Source organism: Kitasatospora sp. NPDC059577, from assembly GCF_042735475.1.
In the GTDB taxonomy this organism is placed as follows: Bacteria; Actinomycetota; Actinomycetes; order Streptomycetales; family Streptomycetaceae; genus Kitasatospora.
Window position 1 is genome coordinate 209,418 of sequence record NZ_JBHWBZ010000001.1, and the last position, 17,821, is coordinate 227,238.

A 17,821-nucleotide genomic window follows, 5' to 3' on the forward strand; every position below is an offset into this window, starting at 1 on the left:
CGGCGACCACGGTCCGCCACCACCGGGCCTACGGCCTGAGCTGGACCGCCAGCGCCATCGTGTAGCCGACCAGCAGGCCGAACAGGCAGACCGCCGTCACGTACCGCGGCGTGAACGGCAGTCCGGCCAGGGACGGGTAGAGCAGAACGGCCGCGCCCGCCGCGAGGTCGGCCACGTACAGGCCGCCCGGCGGGGTGATGCCGGTGCTGTGGGCGGCCCAGCCGGTGGCGATCAGGAAGCCGGTGAGCAGGGTGAATCCGGAGAGCAGCCCGGAGCCGATGCTGGCGAGCGTGGCGTGCGGTTCGGGCGGCGGCTGACCCTCGGGCGGGCGCGGGCGGAGCCGGTGCGCCACGGCAAGGGAAGCGGCGGCGAGGGTCGCGGCGGCGACGGCGGCGATCAGCGGTCCGGGGTTCAACGGCGGCTCCTGACGGGCGCACGGTGGTGGCCGACGACGGCGGCGAGCGCGGCCGGCAGCAGAACGGTGAGGACGACGACGGTGGCCCAGACGGACGGCGCGACGGCCGGCACCACGGGCCCGGCCGGCCCGACGGGCGGCGGCGCGGCGACCGCGGAGGTGGTGGCGGTCGCGTCGGCGACCGGGAGGGGCGCGGGCGGCGGCGCGGCGGGCGTTCGGGGGGCGGCGGATGGGGAGGTGACGGCGCCGGGCGCGGGGCGGGTGACGGTGGGTGTCGTGCCGGGCGTCGTGGTGGGCAAGGCACGCGGCGTCGTCGGCCGTGCCACCTCGTGGCCCGGCGTCGGTGCGGGTGCAGGTGCGGGTGCGGGCAGGGGTGCCCCCGTGGTCGGCGCCGGGTGCGACGGCGCCGGTGCGGGCGGCGTGGGCGCAGGCGTCGGCGAAGGCGTCGGCGGGTCCGTCGCCGGGGGCGCGGGGGTGGGGCAGTCGGTCGGCAGCGGCGGCCAGGGCGGCCAGGTCGGCCAGGTCGGCAAGTGCGGCGGATGGACGTGCGGAGGCCGGGGCGGTACGGGGAGTGGGACCACCGGAATCGGGACCAGCGGGAACGGTGTCTGCGGGTGCGGCGGGTGCGGCGGGTGCGGCGGGTGCGGACTCACGGCATGGTCCATCCCCCGATGATCCGGCCGCCGGTGCGGTCGTCACCGCGCGGTGCGCCTCAAACCCCCGTCCCCGGTGAAGAGTTGCCCCCGACGATGGAACGCACACGTCCCACCGGACCGTGCGTTCGACCCGGCCGCACGCCTGCGTCCGTCCGCGCCGACCGTCAAGTCCTCACCGATGGAGGGAGGTTCGGCACCACTCCTCGGCGAGCGGTTGGCACAGCGTGGACGGCGACAGCGCCCCGTACACCACCAGCTCGTCGCTGCCGCCGGCGGCGAAGTCGAGGGTCAGTGTCGCCCCTGGGTCGAGCATGTCGGTCAGTCGCCAACGGCCCTCGCCCGTGGACCAGTCGTACCCCGCCCCGGCCCCGGCCGTGGAGCGGAACCCGCCGTCGGCCCGCAGGACGAGGGTCTCCCCGGCCGGGCCGTTCCAGGTGCCGACGACGGCCCGGTCGGCCGGCCCGTCGGACGTCCACGGCTGCTCGGCCGCGTAGCCGGTGACACCCCACGCCGATCCCACAGCGGCCAGGCACACCCCGGCCGACGCGGCGCACCCCCGCAGCCACCGGGCCCGGCCGGCGGTCCGTACGACGAACAGGACGGCGACGGCCACTACTTGCAGCGGCCACAGCAGCGCCAGCACCATCCCGAGGTCGCACCAGGCCAGCCAGGCCGTCCCCGACCGCTCGCCGACGTCGCGGCGCACCTGCGCCCCGCACAGGCCGACGATCCCCGCCCCGGCCGCCCAGACCGCCGCGACCTGCAGGTACCGCCCGAAGCCGTCGGTGTCGGTCGGGTCCGGTCCGTTCCACGACAACAGCGCCCACAACAGGGCCCCCAGCACGATCACGGAGACCCCGACAGCGGCGAACGCCGTCAAGAGGAAGCGCAGTGAGGCCAGCGCCGCCGTCTCGTCCGTCTCGTCCGTCCTGGCCGTCTCGTCCGTCCCGGCCGTTCTCGCCCCGGCCCCGCTGTCCATGCGCCCCCCGCCATCGCGATGATCGGCCAGACGATATCCACCCGCCACCCGTCATGGAGCGGATCGTCATGTTCCGGTACAGAACTGCGACAAGCCGGAGGGGCGTCGTTCCCGCCCGCCCCGAACGTCTCGCGCAGTCATGGACGGGCGCCGAACCACGGGGCTGCGTCGTGCTCCGCGCTCGCTGACGATGCCCACATTGCTTCAAGGGCGACGCCCCTTCGGAGGAGGACGGCCGGATGATGGTCGTCACCTCCGACTTCCTGCGGGGCATCCCGGCCGACCGGCACGGCGCGGTCTTCGACGCCTTCCGCGCGCACATGCTCAAGGCCGGGTTCGAGGTCACCAGCAGCAGCTCCGACGCCGTCTTCTTCAAGAACCCGAAGGACGGTTTCACCGCCTCCATCGACGACGGTGGTGACTGGACCACCACATTGACCATCGGATTCGTCTCCCCCTGTGTGTGGCCCAATGGCACCAAACCACCCGCGGGTTGAGCCGAGAGGGCTCGCCGCGCGTGCCGCGTGAGGCGGGCGGAGGGGAGCGGAGGGGAACGGATGGCGAACGGAGGGGCAGCGGGCGGCATGTGAGCGGCGAATCGGGATAGACGAGCGGGCGGAAACCGTCCGCTCGTTCGGAAGGAACCTCTTGTGTCCGACACAACCCGTCTGCCCGGAGCGTTCGAGCACCACTGGTCCTGGCAGGTGGAGGGGGCCTGCCGCACCGTCGACAGCAGTGTCTTCTTCCACCCGACCAACGAGCGCGGGGCCGCCGCGAAGCACCGTGAGCAGATGGCGAAGTCGGTGTGCGCCCGCTGCCCGGTCCTGGCGCAGTGCCGGCAGTACGCGATCGACGTCCGCGAGCCCTACGGGGTGTGGGGCGGTCTGACGGAGGACGAGCGCCGGGTGCTGCTCGCGCGCCGGCGGCGGCGCCACTCCCGCACGTTCGCCTGACGGCGGGACCGCGAGGGTGGGGCCCGTCGGCGTCAGTCGGTGTAGCGGGCCGTGCGGTAGCCGCCGCGGGCGGTGCGGTCCACCTCCTCGGCGCCCCAGGTGTGGGGGACGACCAGCCGCCAGCGGGTCCGCAGCGCCGCGTGTTCCTGGCGGTTCCGGGTCACGTACCACTGACCCATGCGGCACCACGCCAGCGGCTCGTCGGTCTCCGTGGCGACGGCCCGCACCAGCAGGGCCGCCTGCCGGGCGACCTGGCCCTCCAGCGCGGCCTGCTCCTCGGCGGCGTCCTGCGCCTCCAGGTACTGGTTCATCCGGTAGGTGGCCTGGTCGCCGTGCTGGAACATGGCGTGATCGGAGTCGGCCGCCATGTGCAGCCTGCCGTTCTGCAGGACTGTCGCGCCGCTGCGCACCACCTCCTCCCGGGAGTTCCCGGCGATCCCGGCGTTGAGGCGGTCGAGCAGCTTGGCCTTCTCGGGGGTGGCTTCGGCGATCTGGCCGCCGTTGGTGCCGCCCTGCGCGGAGTACACCTCGTGCAGGTCGTAGTCGCCGGTGTAGAGGTACTGCTTCCACTTCGGGTAGGCCTTCAGCCGGGCCATCGCCGGGCCGCCGTCGCCGACGCCCACGGTGAGCGGCACGTACTGTTCGCGGTGGTCGCCGGTCTCGACGATCCCCTCGGCCAGGAGCTCCGGCGGCGGGTTGTCGATCCGGACACCGATCAGGCCCTGCGCGTCCCAGTGGCCGACGAAGCCGTCGAGGTCCTGTGCCTGCAGCCAGCGCAGGACGGCCTCGGGGTCGCCCGCTGCCTGCCCGGGACCGGTGCCGTACTTCTTGCGGACCGAGGAGGGCTTGACGGACTTTTCCAGGATGGTGTGCGGCTTGGCCTTGGCGCCTTCCGCGATGCGCCGGATCGAGTGCTCCCCGGTCTCGCGGACGGCGATGGTGTACTTGTGTTTCCGGCACACCGCCGAGATCGCCGCCCAGTGGCCCTCCCAGACGACGCTCCGCAGGGCGGCGGCCCGGGCGCCGGGCCTGACGGTCTCCCCGTCGAAGGTGGCGGCCTCGCAGACCTGCAGCACGTTGGTCGCGTCCACCTGCTGCCGGACCCTGCGTTTCCCGGGCCCCTCACCCGTGACGCGCTGCAGGGCCGGCACCGCCCGGCCGTCGTCCCGTTCGGCGCCGCCCCGCTGCTCGGCGAGTTCCCGCGCCGTCGCCGCGTTGCCGGCGCGCTGCAGGGCTGCCACCGCCTGCGGCGTGCCGGGCCCGGCGGCGGGCCGTCGCGCCGGGCCCGTGGTGCGGTGCGGACGCCCGGCCTTCTCCGGCTGTTGCCTCGCCTGCATGCTGAAACCCCCTCGGTCCCCTTCGTGTCCCTTTATAACGGGGTAACTGCCGTACGTGGAGGGCAGTTCCGGACGTGCCGACGGCGCCCGAGGTGTCCGGGCGCGGCCCCGGGCGGCCCGCCCCGCCGGTGAGCTGGGGAAACCGCCCACGCCACCACTGAACCGGACGGGCGCGAATTCCGGGTGTCGGTCCGAGTGGTCCTGGTGGTGTGGGCGCCGGGGCCGTCCGGTGCTGCCCGCTGTCCTCCGCCGGGCTGCCCGCGCGGACGGGCGGGTGGACGGGCGGGTGGACAGTTGGGCGGTGGCACGGTGAACAGAAGCGAGCACGTTTCGCGTTCAACTACACGACAGTGTCGAGGGACGGCAGGCGAGCGGCCCGCCTCCGGGGCCGGGCAGATGGGTGAGGTGGACTCCGATGGTGACCACGGCGGTGGACGGCGACGGCGAGAGACTGGCAGCCACGGCGGACGGTGGGGGAGGGCCCGGCCAGGACGACGAGGCGGCGGCACGTCGGCTGATCGCGGCCTGGCTGGCGGGGGACGCCGAACCGGCGGCCGACCCTGCCACAGGCCCGTCCGGCACCCCGGCGCAGCCCGCACGGGCGCTCCCGCCCGGCTGGACCGTACCCCGGGCCGGGGCCCGCGAGGTCGTCACCACGGCCCGGCGGCTGGCCCTGCACGGGGTGTCGGGGCGGGCCCGGCCGGTGCCGGGCACCGACGAACTGGTGCTGGCCCGTGTCCTGGTGGTCGACGAGCACCCCTCGGCCCCGACCTGGACCGAGCGCGAGCGCGTCGAGCTGGCCGGATGGGTAGCCGTCCTGGTGCGACGCTTCGGTGAGGACGGCGTCCAGCGGCTCACCGCCGCTCTCACGGGCCGCCCCTGAGGATCCGTCCGGCGGAGTGCGCGTGGACGCCGTCGGACCCTGCCGGCTCCCGTCGGAGCGCGCGGGCTCCCGACGCCCCCGTCGGCCCCGACGGGGCCCGCGCGCTCCGACGCGGATCGGGCCCGGCCCGGCCCGGCCGTCGGGCGGACGTCGCCGGTGGCCGGGACGTTGTTCCCGTCAGGGCGAGGACCCGGGGCGCACGGCGGCCGGGCCGGCGCCACCGGCCCGGCGGGGTCCGGTCGAGGACGACGACGCTGACCGGTGTCCGGCTGTTCACCTTGTCCGTCCTCCCGTCAGCCGCCTCCCGCCAGCCGCCGCCCGTCACCGCGACCCCGCGGCACGGGACTCCGCGACCGTGCCGGTCACCGGCGTCGCGGTGACGGGTTCGAGCTCGGCGACCGACTCGTCGGGAGAAGCAGGTGACCCGGAAGATCGGTTCGAGGAGTTCGGACATCAGCGGGCGGCGCGCGTCACCGCCCGCATCGTGCGCCTCGGTGGCACGACGTCACGTGACCCGGTTCACAGGGAACTCCGGGAGGCGAGCGGACAGGGGTGGACATGGAACTGTCACAACGCGCGCGATTGCGCGCCGGGGACCAGGACGCGCTCGGCGAACTCTTCGACGAGCACGCCCCGGCCGTGTACGGCTACGCGCTGCGCACCCTGGGAGACTGGGCGGCCGCCGAGGACGTGGTGTCGCTGACCTTCCTGGAGGCCTGGCGGCTGCGCGGGAAGCTCCACGAAGGTGACGACGACCTGCGGCCCTGGGTGTTCGGGATCGCCACCAACGTGCTGCGCAACACCGCGCGGGCGGCCCGGCGGCACCGGGCGGCGATCTCTCGCCTCGCCGAGCGGGAGCCCGTACCGGACTTCGCCGACGAGCTGGTCTCCCGGATCGACGACGGCGACCGACTCGCCGCGGTGCGCCGCGCCCTGCCCGGCCTGCGCCGGTCCGAGCGCGAGGTGTTCCGGCTGTGCGTGTGGGTGGGGCTCGACTACGCGTCGGCCGCGCAGGCCCTCGGGGTGCCGGTCGGCACCGTCCGCTCCCGCCTCTCCCGGGCCCGGGCCCGGCTGCGCTCGCTCGCGGAGGACGAACTGACGGAGGGCCGGGAACCGGCTGCCGCCGTCGGACAGGTACGGGGTGGCGGCTTCGGTGCCGCCCGGTCGATGCAGGAGGACATCCGATGAACAACCCGCACGAGACGCTCTCCGCCGACCGCCGACGTCTTCTGAGGGAGCACCTGATGCGTGAGATCGCCATGGACGCGAAGGCACCGAGGCCGCGGAGGAGGCTGGTCTGGCTGGTCGCCGCCCCGCTGGCGGTCGGCGCGCTGGCGGCCGTCACCCTGGTCGTCCCCGGCGGGCACCACGGCGCCACCGCACCGGCGGCCCCGGCGTCCTCGGCGGCGACGCCGACGCCGGCGACGGGCACACCCCTGCCGGAGCCGACCGATCCCGCCGGGCTGCTCAGCCGGGCCGCGAAGGCCGTCGCGAGCCGTCCGGCCCCCGCGGCCGGGAACGCGCAGTTCGTGTACTCGCGGGAGATCCAGGACGGCGCCCGCCAGCCCGTGCACGAGCGCTCGTCGTGGCTCTCGGTCGACGGCAGGTCGGAGGGCCTGATCGTGGACCCGACCATGGGCGACGGACGCACCACCTGGCACGCCGCCCTGTCGGACCGGCCCGGGGCCCACCGGTCGGCCGGCTTCGACGTCCCGACCTACGAGTTCGTCTCCCGGCTGCCCACGGACCCGCAGCAGCTCCTGCAGCAGCTGCTCGCCGCCGACCGCTCCAACGCGGTGGCGGGAATGCAGATGACGCCGAAGCTGCGCAACCAGATCGCCTTCGGGGACATCCAGATGATCTTCCAGAACGTCTCGGCGCCACCGGCCGTCGCGGGCGCGCTCATGCAGGCGGCCGCGAAGATCCCCGGCACCTCCGTGGTCGCGGACGAGGCCGACGCGAACGGCCGACACGGCGTCGCGGTGGTCGGCACCAACGGCACCATGCGGGTGTCCCTGATCTTCGACAAGGACACCGGCGCGTTCCTCGGCCTGCGCGAGGTGCTGCTCGCCGACCTCCCGCCCGCCGGCCCGGACGGCCTCCCGCCCACCGGCACCCCGTCCCCGGGCGCCGGCAACGGCAAGGGGTACGACTACGCCACGGCCGTCCTCGCCGCGGGCATCGTCGACCACGCGGGCGACAGCCCCAAGGGCTGAACCCCGCACGCACGCACGGTCGGTACGTTCGACGCGGGAAGACGCCGTGGTGACCCGGATCGGGCGCCACGGCGTTCCGCCGCAGCGACTTTATGTGGGTTGCGCCGTTCGCGCGCCTTCCGCTAGCGTCGGCGACGTCTGCCATCGACACGGAAGGAGTGGCGAGAAGCCGAACGATCTGCGAAGGACCGCGATCGACACGTCCGTTGAGGACTGATCGACGGTCGAGAGGGCCGATGAAGGCCGGAGTCGGGCACAGGATCCGACCACCCCATCTCCGCTGCCGTAGCAAGCAGCGTTCTTCAGCGAGTTCGTTACGCGTGCTCCCACTTCGGGCGATGCGCCGCACCGCGGCGCCGCTCCTCGATGACAAGGCTTCCCCATGTCCTCCCGCTCCTCCGAGCCTGCCGTCGGCGCATCCGCCGCACCCGCCTCCCCGGCCAGGACCAACGTGGTCGTGCTGACCCTGATGGCCGCGGTCTTCCTCTCCCTGCTCGACACCCAGATCGTCGCCACGGTGCTGCCCCGCGTGGTCGGCGACCTCGGCGGACTCGACCGGTTCGCCTGGGTCACCACCGGTTACCTCATCGGTGGCAGCGCCGCCGTGCCCGTGTCCGGCAAGCTCGGCGATCTCTTCGGACGCAAACGCGTCCTCATGGCATCGATGGCCGTGTTCCTGCTCGGATCCGCCCTGTGCGGACTGGCACAGACGATGGGTCAGCTCGTCGCCTTCCGCGTCCTCCAGGGCATCGGCAGCGGCGGCCTGTTCATCTGCGTGCTCGCGGTCATCGGCGAGATGTTCCCGCCGCGTGAAGGCGCCCGGTACTACGGCTGGTTCTCCGTCACCTTCGGAGCCGCTTCGCTGACCGGCCCCGCCCTCGGCGGCATCCTCACCGAACTCGCCGACTGGCGTTGGGTGTTCTTCGTCAACCTGCCCGTCGGCGCGATCGTCCTGCTGGTCCTCTCCTCGGCTCTGGACCTGCCCGCCCGCCGCCGGCAGGCACACCTCGACTACGGCGGAGTGATCCTCCTCGTCCTGGCGATCGTCGGCCTCAACCTCTTCACCGGCCGGGCCGGCGTCGACCGTGCCTGGACCTCCCCGGTCACCGTCGGCCTCGGCGCCGGAACGGTCATCGCCACGGCGCTCTTCATCCTGTCGCAGCGCCGCGCCACCGACCCGGTGATCCCACTGCGGCTGTTCGCCGACCGGACCTTCGCCACCGTCGTCGTCATCGGCTTCGTCTCCGGCTTCGTCGGCCTCGGACTGATCAACTACCTGGTGCTGTGGCTGCAGACGGTCCTCACCCTCGACGTCCGGGAATCCGGCTTCGCCCTCACCGCGATGATGCTCGCCGTGGTCCTGGCCTCCTACGTCAGCACCAGGGTCATCGGCCGCACCGGCTCGTACCGCTGGTTCCCGGTGCTCAGCATGGCCGTCTTCGCCGTCACCGCGGTGCTGTTCTCGACGGCCGGGCCCTCGACCCCTCCGCTGCTCGCCGTCGTCTACCTGCTGCTGTTCGGTGCCGCCGGCGGCCTCAACTCGCAGGCCCTCACCCTCGCCGCCCGCAACACCGCCGGCGTGCGGGACATCGGTGCCGTCCAGGGCACCGCGACCCTCGTGCGCCAGCTCGGCACCGCGCTCGGTGTCTCGTTCTTCGCGGCCGTCACGACCGGCCGGCTCGGCAGCGGACTCGACCGCCTCGACAGGTCCGGTGTGCACATCGACCGGGACGACTCCCTGTCGCCCCGGTTCGTCGGCACGCTGCCCGCCCCGCTGCGGCTCGAACTCGCGGGCGTCTACGCGGACTCGCTGCGCGTCGTCTTCCACGCGGTCGTCCCGATCGCCCTGATCGGACTCGTGGCCTCGCTGTTCCTCAAGGACATCAGGCTCGCCGGCCGACCCGCGCCGACCGAGCCGACGGCGCCGACCGAGCCGACGGCGCCGGAAGGGTCCCCGGCCGCCGACTCCGGCTCGCCCGCCCGCAGCACCTCCTGACGCACCGCCCGGCGCACTTCCTGACACGCCACTCGACGAGTGGCCTCCCCGCCCGGTGCCCACCGTGCGGCACACCCCTGACAAGGAGCACACGCATGATCCTCATCACTGGCGCCACCGGCAACGTCGGCAGCGCACTCACCGCCCGGCTCGCCGCCGACGGCGTGCCGGTGCGGGCCATGACCCGGTCGCCCGGGAAGGCGACCTTCCCCACCGGCGTCGAGGTCGTCGCCGGTGACTTCGACAAGCCGGAGACCCTGCCTGCGGCGCTCGCGGGCGTCGACCGGGTCTTCGTCGTCCCGCCGGGTTACGGCCCCGAAGGCCCGGTCCAGGAGGCCGCCCTCGTCGCCGCCTCCCGCGAGGCCGGAGTGCGGCACCTGGTCAAGCTCTCCACCAGCGGCGTCGGCTTCGGCGCCACCGACCCGCTCACCTCCGGCCACCGTGCCGGCGAGCAGGTCATCCGGGAGTCCGGCCTCGGCTGGACGGTCCTGCGCCCCGGCACCTTCATGGTCTACCTCCACGGCTACGCCGACACCATCGCCAAGGAGCGGACCATGTACGTGACCGAGGGCGACCCGGTCTCCGCCATGATCCACCCGCGCGACATCGCCGCGGTCGCGGCCGAGGTGCTCACCACCTCCGGCCACCAGGGCCGGGCCTACACCCTGACCGGCGGTGAGGCGCTCAGCCCGCAGCGGCAGGGCGAGATCATCGGCCAGGTACTCGGCCAGGAGGTCGCCGTCGTCGAGCGCACCGCCGCCGAGACCCAGGCGGAGTTCGACCGCCTCGGCTGGGGCGGCCCGCGCCTCGCGGCCCTGCTCGAACTCAAGCGGCAGTCCGCTGCCTGGGACTGGCACGTCTCCGACTCCGTCGAGCGGATCACCGGCACGGCGCCGTTGCCCCTGCGCACCTGGGTCGACGAGAACATCCACATCTTCGGCTGAGCCGATCCGCACACGGCACGGGGCCGGTGCGGCCGGGACGTCCTGGCCGCACCAGCCCCGTGCCGAGGGAGGGCGACGTGTTCCCCCGGGTGGATCAGAGGGAGCGGAGGCGGGACTCGGCGGAGTCGAGGGTGTAGAAGCGTCTGATCCGGTCCGAGGAGCCCGGGATGCGGACGTACCGGTGGTGGTCGAGGTCCCAGAGGGCCCAGCATTCCAGCATGTAGAAGTGCGGGCTCCTGGCGTCGATCAGGCGGATCTCGTACCGCTTGGGCGGGTGGGTCGGTTCGGCGCTCACCGGCGGGTCACCTGGACGAACCCGCCGGCCTTCCCGACCTGCCGGGCGAAGGCGTCGAACTCGCCGTCGAGGGGCGAGACGGTCGCCTTGGACGCGATCAGGATCGCACCGGCGGTCCTGTCCGTGATCGTCTGCAGGGCGGCCAGGAGCAGGGGGCGCTGCTCGGGACACTTGTCCGTCTCGTCGTCCACGACGGTCAGGGAGACCTCCCACCCGAAGGCGAGCGCGTAGTCCTCACAACTCCGCATCTCCACCTCGGGGAAGGCGACACTCCTCTTGGCGAGGTAGATCACCACCGGGAAACGCTCGATGGCCCTGGGGGAGCCCACAACTCGGGGCTGGCGCAGCATCAACGCCCACTCCTCTCCGTAGTGAAACGACTACCGGGAGCGCCAACTGTCCTCTAGGCTTGGGATCCCTTCAACCTGTCAGACGTGCCTGGAGAGGTGTCTGTGAACAAGGTCGAGCTGGCCCCGGACTCTGGCCCTTCGGCGAAGTTCGGCATGTTTCTCCGCAGTTTGCGAGAGGAACGAGGGTGGACCCAGGAGGACTTGGCGCTTGGCATCGGCTATTCGCCGACGCATGTGTCAGCTGTGGAAACTGGCCGTCGCCCCCCAACTTCGCGTCTGGCTCGCGAACTTGACAAGGCTTTTGGGCTGGAACGGGTCTTCGTACGGAAGGCGCTCGATCTGAAGGACTCGGCGCTGCTCGAAGGGTTCCCCGATTACGTCGCGCAGGAGTCGAAGGCTGCCGAGGTGCGACTGTTCACGCTCGGTATCATTCCGGGCCTGCTCCAAACCACGGCCTATGCGCGTGCCATTGCGGCGGCGGCCGTCGAACGGGACAGCATCACTCAGCAGCAGGCTGACGAGCGGGTGGCGTACTTGGCCCGCCGACAGGAGAACCTCCGCCGGGAGCCGTCGCCGGTGATCCACGTCGTACTGGATGAGAGCAGCATCCGCCGCCCGGTCGGTGGCTCCGAGGTGATGGCCGCGCAGCTTGACCATCTGGCGGAGTTCGCGAAGCTGCCACACACGATGCTTCAGGTGACGCCATACGCGGTGGGCGAAGCGAGGCCGTTCGACCTTCCGGTGAACATCCTTACTCTCGCCAACCGCTCCCTGATGTCCTACGCAGAGTCTGCGCAGCAGGGGCACTTGGAGCGGGACAGCGACGCGGTCCGGCCTACGCTCACGGCCTACTATCAGCTGCAGGCCCTTGCACTCTCACAGTCGGAGTCTGTGGCACTGATCAGCCAGCTAAGGGAGGAACTGCCGTGACCGCCGAACCTCGATGGTTCAAATCCTCGTACAGCAGCAACGGCGGCGATTGCGTTGAGGTCTCGTCCGACATCCCCGGGCGGGTGCCCGTTCGGGACTCGAAGGATCACGAGGGGCCGGTGCTGGTCTTCCCGGTCGGTGCCTGGTCGGCCTTCGTTTCGGCCGTCCTCGATGGGGAGTTCGGCGCCGTCTGAACAGAGGAATGCACCGCCCCGGCCGGGTGGCCGGGGCGGTGTGCGTCGTTGCGGGCGGCGACCGTTGTGAACACGTACGGTGGTCAGGGCCCCGCCTTCCTGTCCGTTCGAAGCGATCGTCCTGCACGTACTTCCGCGGCGCTCCGCACGCTTCTACCGTTGCTTCATGCAGCGAGTTCTGATGGACCGTTCGAACCCGGACGTGCTCGACCTGGTTCTCGCGGAGCGGGGCGGCTCGCTCCGGTACGCTCTCACGGCTTCGCTCCAGGCCGGGATCGCGGTGCCGGTGCTGTTCCTGCTCAGCGTGTTCGTCTCCCTCCCCCTCTACATCGTCATGCTGTTCGCCGGCACCGGGTGGGGCCCGGTGTGGGCGGCGGCCGGGATCATCGGTGGGGCGGGCGCGGTCGTCGGGTGGGTGCTGCTGGTCCGTGCGATCTTCCGTCACGTGCACCGGCTTCGCTTCTCGCCCTGCACCGGGCCGGCCACGGTCGTCCTCGTCCGGGGTGCCCGGGCAGACCGGCCGATGCCGATCACCGAGGTGCGTCGGATCCTGATCGACCACTCCATCGAGGAGCCGTACGACGGCGACCCGCGTCCGAGGTCCGTCACCGTCACGGTGACCGTGGTGCTGGGGCGCGGCGAACTCCCCCAGCAGTCCCTGCCGCAGGACACCGACGCCACCGCACTCCACCGCGAGCTGTACGAGGCCCTCTCCCCGACCGTGACGGTGGACCTGCACGTCCGCCACCGGCAGCGCCCCGAGCCGCCGCCCCCGCCCCCGGTCTCGAAGCGGTCGGCGGGCGACGGCTGGTGGGGCGCGATCGGGCACGGCGGTTCGACCGGCGGGGGTGGCTGCTGAGCCTGCGAGGTTGCCGAGGTCGCCGAGGTCGCCGGGGATGTCCGGGACGTCCGGGACGTCCGGGACGTCCGGGAGTCGAACGTACAATCGCCGGACGACTGGGCACGGGAGGGTGCGGTGGGACACTTCGAGGGCTTCGACGTGACCGGGTTCTGGGACGATTCCGCCTACGCGCTCAGGGCGTACGTGGAGGAGGCGCCGCCCTCGCGGGAGTCGGTCGAGGCGTTGGAGGTCGAGCTCGGCGGGTACCGCCTGCCGGACTCCTACGTCGCGCTGATGACCGCGCACAACGGCGGCATTCCGACCCGCACCTGCTTCCCCCTGGCCGAGCCGAACTCCTTGGCCGAGGATTACGTCGAGATCACCGGCATCCGGGGCATCGGGCGGGTGCGGCCGCAGTCGCTCGGCGGCGAGTTCGGCAGCCTGTTCTGGATCGACATCTGGGGGTACCCCGACATCGGTGTCTACTTCGCCGACACCCCGTCGGCGGGCCACGACATGCTCGCCCTCGACTACCGCGCGTGCGGCCGGCACGGTGAGCCGACGGTGGTGCACGTCGACCAGGAGAACGACTTCGCGATCACCCTGCTCGCCGAGAACTTCGAGGCGTTCGTCACGGGCCTGGTCGACGAGTCCGTCTACGACACCTCGGAGCAGGACCGGCTTGCCGCCCTGGCCACGGTGCGCGACGGCAGCTTCTCCCCGGTCCTGCTGCGGGCGTTCCGCGAGGTCGCGGACGTGCTGCCCGACGCGGACCGGCGGCTGCGGGCACTCGCCGAGGCGGTCGTGCACGACAAGGGGCACTTCTCCCTGCACGCCGACCCGCGCTCGATGCTCATGTACGACTACCTGTTCTGGCTGTTCACCAGCTTCAACCGGGTCGACGCCCTTGCCTGGTACCTCGGGTTGCCCCCGCAGGACGAGCGGTCCTACGCGCGGCCGCGGTTCCCGCTCATGGTCGCCGGCTTCGGCCCCGCGGCCGAGCCGTACGGCTTCCGCACCGGCGGGTACGCCTCTGCCTTCCTCGAAGAGTGGTGGAACTCCCGTACCGCCTCGGGCCGCCTCGTCGGGACCGGCGACGACGGCTACCGCTTCACGGACGCCGCGGTCGCCGCACTGCTCCACGAACTGGCCGCCGTGGCCGGGGAGGACGGGTAGCCGTACCGGACAGGGTGACGGCGTGTCCCGTAGGGCCGGCTCCCGGGCGGCCGCAGCGGTGTGCGGGCCGGGAGTCGCCCCGTTGAACGGACGTGGTGCGTGCCGGGTTCAGTCCGGGGCGGGGCCGGTCGAACCCGGGAGGGGGTGCCGTCCGTGCTACGGGGTGGGGCCGGGCGGCAGCCGGCCCGAGGACGGATGCGGGAGGACAGCGATGGCCTGGTACCAGGGGCCGAGCCGGATCACGGTGACGGCGGTGGAGGGGCGGTTCCCGCAGCGGGCGGTGGTGACGGTCCGGGGCGCGGCGCCGGTGGAGCTTGCCGGGGAGGTCGGCGCCGTCCACCTCGTCGACGCGGAGAGCTGGCAGCTCGACCTGGAGCACCGCCACTTGGGCGACTGGTGCCCCAACATCCGTGCGGTGCAGGGTCGTTGGCAGGAGATCCGGGGTGTGCTCACGCAGGTCGTGCACAGTCGCAACCGTGATACGGCGGGCGATCGTCAGGACCGCAACCTGGTGCTGCGGATCGAGCGGGTCGTGCCGGGCGGCGACGAGTCCCCGGCCGTGACCCGTGCCCCCGCCGCGCGTCGGACCACCGCTGCGCACCATGTCCCGGCGGTCTCCGCGGGCTCGGCCGCGCCGCGTACCTCGGCCGGTGGGCCGGGTGGTACGCCGGCGCCGGGTGTGCGGACGAGCGGCTCGGACGTCCGGGTCACCGGCTCGGGCGGTCCGGCCGGGACCACCACCTCGACCACGTCCTGGAGCGGCTGACCGGACCGGCCGGCGGGGTCGGCGCGGTCAGCGCGGTCAGCGCGGTCAGCGCGGTCAGCGGGGTAGGCGGGGTAGGCGGGGTAGGCGGGGTCGGCGGGGGCAGGGTGCGGGCCGGGCCTGCACCGGTTCCATCCGGCCCTGTTCGCCGGCGAGTTCCGGGGCTCGCTCCCGGTGCTCGCGCGCCGGCCCGTCGTCCCGGGTGCGGCCGGGTTCCGGCGCCCGGTGGACCTGCGTCGCGGTCTGCGTGCGCGGCTCCCGTGTCCTGTTCCGTCGCCCGCCTCCCGGTCGCACCTGATCGGGAGGGTGGCAGGCGTCCCGGGCGGGTTTCGGCCACCTTGCACGCCGGGCTGGACTTCATGGACAGGCGTCCAGCTATTCTGGACACCTGTCCATGAAGTCTGGAGCCGATGATGCGCGTGACCGCCGATGTCCTGGTCGCCCTGGTGGCCGTCCTGCACGGGTACTTCCTGGTGCTGGAGATGTTCCTGTGGGAGCGCAGGCCGGGGCGGGAGCTGTCCGGCTTCGACGCCGCCCTCGCCCGCACCACCGCACCGCTCGCCGCCAACCAGGGCCTCTACAACGGCTTCCTCGCCGCCGGGCTCGTCTGGGGCCTGGCCGCCGGGGGCTCGACCGGCCACCAGGCACAGCTCTTCTTCCTGGTCTGCGTGGTCGTGGCCGGCCTGTACGGCGGCGCCACCGCGAACCGCCGCATCCTGGCGGCCCAGGCGCTGCCCGGCGCGCTCGCGCTCGGCGCCGTCCTGCTCGCCGGATGAGCGCCGCCCGGGACCCCGAGTCCCCCCGCGACCCCCGGCCCGCCCAGGACTCCCGGGCCGCCCGGGATCCCCGGACCGAGCGCACCCGGGCCGCGCTGCGCCAAGCGCTGCTGGAGGAGTGCGCGGAACGCCCGCTGGCCGAGGTCAACGTCGCCGCGCTGGTGCGCCGGGCAGGGGTCGGCCGGGCCACCTTCTACGTGCACTACGCCGACCTGGAGGCGCTGGCGGTGGACGCCTGCGCGGACGTGGTCCGCGCGGCCGTGGACGCGCTGCACGCCTGGCGCGGGGTGCCCGATCCGGCGGTCCCGCCGCCCGCGCTGACCGGGTTCTTCGCCGAACTGGCCCCGCATGCAGCCCTCTACCGTGCCCTGCTGGCGCCGGGCGGTGGCGGCCCGCTGGGCCTGGTGCTCACCCGTGACCTGCGCGAGCGCAGCCGTACCGAGCGGGCCCTGGCCGGCGCGCCGGAGCCCGATCTGGTGGCTGCCGCCGTGGCGGGCACCTTCACCGGGGTGCTCGCGGACTGGCTGCACGGCCGGATCGAGGCGGCTCCGGAGCGGATCGCGCACCAGGTCTGGCGGCTGCTGATCTCGCTCCACCGCACGCCGCAGCTCTGAAGGTCCGGGCGTCAGGCGACACCTCAGGGTCGGCGCCTCCGGGCGACGGGACGCGCGTGCCGCAGCGGGCCGGGCGGGCCGCTGCGGCGGAGGCGGGCGCTATTGGGAAACTTTCCTAACGAAAATCGTTGACCGGGGAGCCCGCCGCCCCCGATCCTGTGAGACACCCGTCGCGGGCCGGCCGCCGCCGTCCGCGCGGGCGTTCGCGCCTCCCTGACCTGCCGTCACCGTCCCGCTGGATCGACGAAAGTGAGTTGGCATGCGCAAGACCACCGGAGTCCGCCCGACCGTCGGAGTCCGTCTCACCGCCCCGCTGCTGGCCGCCGCCCTCGGGCCCGCCGCGCTCCTGCTGGCCCCCGTGGCCTCCGCGACGGCGGCGCCCGCCGCGGCGGCCGTGCCCGGGATGGCCGCCGCGCCGTACGAGTACCTGGGCTGGGGCAACCCGCAGAAGCCGACCGACGTGATGAAGGCGGCCGGGGTCACGTGGTTCACCCTGGCGTTCGTCCTGTCCGACGGTGGCTGCAATCCGGCGTGGGACGGCAGCCGGGCGCTGTCCGGCGGTTCCGACGAGGCCGCGATCAAGTCGATCCGGGCGGCCGGCGGGGACGTCGTGGTCTCGGTCGGGGGGTGGAGCGGGAACAAGCTCGGCGAGAAGTGTTCCAGCGCGGGCGCGCTGGCCGGTGCGTACCAGAAGGTGATCGACGCCTACAAGCTGAAGGCGCTCGACATCGACATCGAGAACACCGAGTTCGGCAACGCGACGGTCCGTCAGCGGGTGGTCGACGCGCTGAAGATCGTCAAGACGAAGAACCCCGGCATCGTCACCTACGTCACCCTGGGCACCACGCCCACCGGCCCGGACGCCAACGGCAAGGACCTCATCAAGCGGGGCGCGGCCGCGGGCCTGGCGAACGACGGCTGGGTGATCATGCCCTTCGACTTCGGCGGCCACAGCGGCAGCATGGGCCAGGCGACGGTCAGCGCGCTGGACGGGCTGAAGGCGGCGGTCAAGAGCGCGTACGGCTACACCGACGACGCGGCGTACCGGCACATCGGCGTCTCCTCGATGAACGGGAAGACCGACGAGGCGGGGGAGACCGTCACCACCGGCGACTTCCGCACCATCCTCGGGTACGCGAAGCAGCACCACCTCGCCCGCTTCGCCTTCTGGGCCGTCAACCGGGACCGCGCCTGCGGCTCCGGTACGGACGCCGACGCCTGCAGCGGAGTCGCGCAGTCCCCGTACGAGTTCACCAGGATCGTCGTCCAGTACCGGGGCTGAGGCGCGTCGGCCTCAGGGCTCCTGACGGTCGATCTGGTGCTCCCGGACCAGCCAGAGCGCGAGGACGGCGCCCACCAGGCTGACCAGCCCGCCGAGCAGCAGCACCAGGTTGAGGCCGTCCAGGAAGCCGGCCCGGGCGGGGGGGCGCGCCCCCCCCCCCGCCGGCGCGCCGGGGGGGGGCGGCGCGCCCGCGCGGCGGGGGGGGGGCGCTGGGGCGGGGT

22 protein-coding genes are annotated in these 17,821 nt (G+C 73.2%); 15 read left to right on the forward strand and 7 right to left on the reverse strand.

What is annotated here, in order from left to right; genetic code table 11:
- Nucleotides 1–28 precede the first annotated feature (28 nt).
- The 3 genes from ACFV0O_RS01010 to ACFV0O_RS01020 all read right to left on the reverse strand — a co-directional run bounded on the left by ACFV0O_RS01010 (nt 29) and on the right by ACFV0O_RS01020 (nt 2,050).
- Nucleotides 29–415, reverse strand: a complete 387-nt coding sequence (locus ACFV0O_RS01010) for a hypothetical protein (RefSeq protein ID WP_380334490.1) — start codon at nt 413–415, stop codon at nt 29–31.
- Nucleotides 412–714 (reverse strand): hypothetical protein, encoded by a 303-nt coding sequence (locus ACFV0O_RS01015; RefSeq protein ID WP_380334493.1) that lies wholly within the window; start codon nt 712–714, stop codon nt 412–414. The genes ACFV0O_RS01010 and ACFV0O_RS01015 overlap by 4 nt, the downstream gene beginning before the upstream one ends.
- Nucleotides 715–1,243: 529 nt before the next feature.
- A complete protein-coding gene (locus ACFV0O_RS01020) occupies nt 1,244–2,050 on the reverse strand; it encodes a hypothetical protein (RefSeq protein ID WP_380334494.1) in 807 nt (268 codons plus the stop codon).
- A gap of 239 nt (nt 2,051–2,289) precedes the next feature.
- Here ACFV0O_RS01020 and ACFV0O_RS01025 point away from each other — a divergent pair, with 239 nt between their 5' ends.
- Complete coding sequence (locus ACFV0O_RS01025) at nt 2,290–2,547, forward strand: hypothetical protein (RefSeq protein WP_380334496.1); 258 nt, start codon at nt 2,290–2,292, stop codon at nt 2,545–2,547.
- 153 nt (nt 2,548–2,700) lie between these two features.
- Nucleotides 2,701–3,003: a WhiB family transcriptional regulator gene (locus ACFV0O_RS01030; RefSeq protein ID WP_380334498.1), complete on the forward strand. Its 303-nt coding sequence runs from the start codon at nt 2,701–2,703 to the stop codon at nt 3,001–3,003.
- 32 nt (nt 3,004–3,035) lie between these two features.
- Here the strand turns inward: ACFV0O_RS01030 and ACFV0O_RS01035 are convergent, their stop codons facing one another.
- A complete protein-coding gene (locus ACFV0O_RS01035) occupies nt 3,036–4,340 on the reverse strand; it encodes a hypothetical protein (protein ID WP_380334500.1) in 1,305 nt (434 codons plus the stop codon).
- 415 nt (nt 4,341–4,755) lie between these two features.
- Here ACFV0O_RS01035 and ACFV0O_RS01040 point away from each other — a divergent pair, with 415 nt between their 5' ends.
- The 5 genes from ACFV0O_RS01040 to ACFV0O_RS01060 all read left to right on the forward strand — a co-directional run bounded on the left by ACFV0O_RS01040 (nt 4,756) and on the right by ACFV0O_RS01060 (nt 10,379).
- Nucleotides 4,756–5,223, forward strand: a complete 468-nt coding sequence (locus ACFV0O_RS01040; protein ID WP_380334502.1) for a hypothetical protein — start codon at nt 4,756–4,758, stop codon at nt 5,221–5,223.
- A gap of 558 nt (nt 5,224–5,781) precedes the next feature.
- The gene (locus tag ACFV0O_RS01045) at nt 5,782–6,411 is read left to right on the forward strand and encodes an RNA polymerase sigma factor (RefSeq protein ID WP_380334504.1); all 630 of its coding nucleotides are present in this window, start codon (nt 5,782–5,784) and stop codon (nt 6,409–6,411) included.
- Nucleotides 6,408–7,439 carry a CU044_5270 family protein gene (locus ACFV0O_RS01050; RefSeq protein ID WP_380334506.1) on the forward strand — a complete coding sequence of 344 codons (1,032 nt, stop codon included), beginning with the start codon at nt 6,408–6,410 and terminating at the stop codon, nt 7,437–7,439. The genes ACFV0O_RS01045 and ACFV0O_RS01050 overlap by 4 nt, the downstream gene beginning before the upstream one ends.
- A gap of 382 nt (nt 7,440–7,821) precedes the next feature.
- Entirely contained in the window at nt 7,822–9,435 is a 1,614-nt protein-coding gene (locus ACFV0O_RS01055) for an MDR family MFS transporter (RefSeq protein ID WP_380334508.1), read from the forward strand.
- 95 nt (nt 9,436–9,530) lie between these two features.
- On the forward strand, nt 9,531–10,379 hold the full coding sequence (locus tag ACFV0O_RS01060; protein ID WP_380334510.1) for an SDR family oxidoreductase: 849 nt from the start codon (nt 9,531–9,533) through the stop codon (nt 10,377–10,379).
- A 94-nt stretch (nt 10,380–10,473) separates the two neighbouring features.
- Here the strand turns inward: ACFV0O_RS01060 and ACFV0O_RS01065 are convergent, their stop codons facing one another.
- Both ACFV0O_RS01065 and ACFV0O_RS01070 read right to left on the reverse strand, forming a co-directional pair.
- Nucleotides 10,474–10,674, reverse strand: coding sequence for a hypothetical protein (locus ACFV0O_RS01065; RefSeq protein WP_380334513.1), 201 nt, complete (start codon nt 10,672–10,674; stop codon nt 10,474–10,476).
- Entirely contained in the window at nt 10,671–11,024 is a 354-nt protein-coding gene (locus tag ACFV0O_RS01070) for a hypothetical protein (protein ID WP_380334515.1), read from the reverse strand. The genes ACFV0O_RS01065 and ACFV0O_RS01070 overlap by 4 nt, the downstream gene beginning before the upstream one ends.
- A gap of 102 nt (nt 11,025–11,126) precedes the next feature.
- Here ACFV0O_RS01070 and ACFV0O_RS01075 point away from each other — a divergent pair, with 102 nt between their 5' ends.
- The 8 genes from ACFV0O_RS01075 to ACFV0O_RS01110 all read left to right on the forward strand — a co-directional run bounded on the left by ACFV0O_RS01075 (nt 11,127) and on the right by ACFV0O_RS01110 (nt 17,600).
- The gene (locus tag ACFV0O_RS01075; protein WP_380334518.1) at nt 11,127–11,954 is read left to right on the forward strand and encodes a Scr1 family TA system antitoxin-like transcriptional regulator; all 828 of its coding nucleotides are present in this window, start codon (nt 11,127–11,129) and stop codon (nt 11,952–11,954) included.
- Nucleotides 11,951–12,148, forward strand: coding sequence for a DUF397 domain-containing protein (locus ACFV0O_RS01080; RefSeq protein WP_380334521.1), 198 nt, complete (start codon nt 11,951–11,953; stop codon nt 12,146–12,148). Before ACFV0O_RS01075 ends, ACFV0O_RS01080 begins: the two co-directional genes overlap by 4 nt.
- Nucleotides 12,149–12,314: 166 nt before the next feature.
- The gene (locus ACFV0O_RS01085; RefSeq protein WP_380334524.1) at nt 12,315–13,007 is read left to right on the forward strand and encodes a hypothetical protein; all 693 of its coding nucleotides are present in this window, start codon (nt 12,315–12,317) and stop codon (nt 13,005–13,007) included.
- 117 nt (nt 13,008–13,124) lie between these two features.
- A complete protein-coding gene (locus ACFV0O_RS01090) occupies nt 13,125–14,165 on the forward strand; it encodes an SMI1/KNR4 family protein (RefSeq protein ID WP_380334526.1) in 1,041 nt (346 codons plus the stop codon).
- A gap of 211 nt (nt 14,166–14,376) precedes the next feature.
- Nucleotides 14,377–14,931, forward strand: coding sequence for a hypothetical protein (locus ACFV0O_RS01095; RefSeq protein ID WP_380334528.1), 555 nt, complete (start codon nt 14,377–14,379; stop codon nt 14,929–14,931).
- 410 nt (nt 14,932–15,341) lie between these two features.
- A complete protein-coding gene (locus ACFV0O_RS01100; RefSeq protein ID WP_360256407.1) occupies nt 15,342–15,704 on the forward strand; it encodes a DUF1304 domain-containing protein in 363 nt (120 codons plus the stop codon).
- Nucleotides 15,701–16,318, forward strand: a complete 618-nt coding sequence (locus tag ACFV0O_RS01105) for a TetR/AcrR family transcriptional regulator (protein ID WP_380334531.1) — start codon at nt 15,701–15,703, stop codon at nt 16,316–16,318. The genes ACFV0O_RS01100 and ACFV0O_RS01105 overlap by 4 nt, the downstream gene beginning before the upstream one ends.
- Before the next feature lie 259 nt (nt 16,319–16,577).
- The gene (locus tag ACFV0O_RS01110; protein WP_380334534.1) at nt 16,578–17,600 is read left to right on the forward strand and encodes a chitinase; all 1,023 of its coding nucleotides are present in this window, start codon (nt 16,578–16,580) and stop codon (nt 17,598–17,600) included.
- Between the two features lie 12 nt (nt 17,601–17,612).
- On the opposite strand, the gene ACFV0O_RS01115 is transcribed toward ACFV0O_RS01110, so the two are convergent.
- Nucleotides 17,613–17,821: hypothetical protein (locus ACFV0O_RS01115; protein WP_380334537.1), on the reverse strand; the 209-nt coding region annotated here is incomplete at its 5' end.

Excerpts from the sequence above, each read along its gene's own strand:
- ACFV0O_RS01110 (WP_380334534.1), top strand. The coding sequence starts at position 16,578 with ATGCGCAAGACCACCGGAGTCCGCCCGACCGTCGGAGTCCGTCTCACC.
- ACFV0O_RS01085 (WP_380334524.1), top strand. The coding sequence starts at position 12,315 with ATGCAGCGAGTTCTGATGGACCGTTCGAACCCGGACGTGCTCGACCTG.
- ACFV0O_RS01105 (WP_380334531.1), top strand. The coding sequence starts at position 15,701 with ATGAGCGCCGCCCGGGACCCCGAGTCCCCCCGCGACCCCCGGCCCGCC.
- ACFV0O_RS01095 (WP_380334528.1), top strand. The coding sequence starts at position 14,377 with ATGGCCTGGTACCAGGGGCCGAGCCGGATCACGGTGACGGCGGTGGAG.
- ACFV0O_RS01045 (WP_380334504.1), top strand. The coding sequence starts at position 5,782 with ATGGAACTGTCACAACGCGCGCGATTGCGCGCCGGGGACCAGGACGCG.
- ACFV0O_RS01025 (WP_380334496.1), top strand. The coding sequence starts at position 2,290 with ATGATGGTCGTCACCTCCGACTTCCTGCGGGGCATCCCGGCCGACCGG.
- ACFV0O_RS01020 (WP_380334494.1), bottom strand. The coding sequence starts at position 2,050 with ATGGACAGCGGGGCCGGGGCGAGAACGGCCGGGACGGACGAGACGGCC.
- ACFV0O_RS01035 (WP_380334500.1), bottom strand. The coding sequence starts at position 4,340 with ATGCAGGCGAGGCAACAGCCGGAGAAGGCCGGGCGTCCGCACCGCACC.
- ACFV0O_RS01100 (WP_360256407.1), top strand. The coding sequence starts at position 15,342 with ATGCGCGTGACCGCCGATGTCCTGGTCGCCCTGGTGGCCGTCCTGCAC.
- ACFV0O_RS01070 (WP_380334515.1), bottom strand. The coding sequence starts at position 11,024 with ATGCTGCGCCAGCCCCGAGTTGTGGGCTCCCCCAGGGCCATCGAGCGT.
- ACFV0O_RS01050 (WP_380334506.1), top strand. The coding sequence starts at position 6,408 with ATGAACAACCCGCACGAGACGCTCTCCGCCGACCGCCGACGTCTTCTG.
- ACFV0O_RS01060 (WP_380334510.1), top strand. The coding sequence starts at position 9,531 with ATGATCCTCATCACTGGCGCCACCGGCAACGTCGGCAGCGCACTCACC.
- ACFV0O_RS01055 (WP_380334508.1), top strand. The coding sequence starts at position 7,822 with ATGTCCTCCCGCTCCTCCGAGCCTGCCGTCGGCGCATCCGCCGCACCC.
- ACFV0O_RS01040 (WP_380334502.1), top strand. The coding sequence starts at position 4,756 with ATGGTGACCACGGCGGTGGACGGCGACGGCGAGAGACTGGCAGCCACG.